This window comes from Alkalihalobacillus sp. TS-13, from assembly GCF_019720915.1.
Classification (GTDB): Bacteria; Bacillota; Bacilli; order Bacillales; family Fictibacillaceae; genus Pseudalkalibacillus.
In genome coordinates, this window is the sequence record NZ_JAHKSI010000024.1 from 1 (window position 1) to 387 (window position 387).

Annotated in this window: 1 rRNA gene; it reads right to left on the reverse strand. The window is 45.7% G+C overall.

The annotated features are described in order from the left end of the window. Window positions 1–127 (reverse strand): 23S ribosomal RNA (locus tag KOL94_RS24945); the annotation flags it as partial. Window positions 128–387 lie beyond the last annotated feature (260 nt).

The window sequence follows — 387 nt, forward strand, 5'->3', positions numbered from 1 at the left end:
GTTCCCCCATTCGGAAATCCCCGGATCAAAGCTTACTTACAGCTCCCCGAGGCATATCGGTGTTCGTCCCGTCCTTCTTCGGCTCCTAGTGCCAAGGCATCCACCGTGCGCCCTTCATAACTTAACCTTTGACCAATCTATCAGCGTCGGATCTCTTTGTCAGCTGTGTTCGTCCGGTACTCACGTAGGTCAATCTACGCTCCGTCCCTCCCGAACTTTGCTTCCTCGATCTCCTTGCTTCTAGCTTGTCAATAAATCATGATGTCAATAAAATTGACGCATTACAATTCGATGTCTTGTTTTCAAGAATTTCATTATCTAGTTTTCAAGGAACAAGTTGAATGAGGTTCAGCTCATTCAAAACTAAACAAAAGCCAAAGCGTGTTC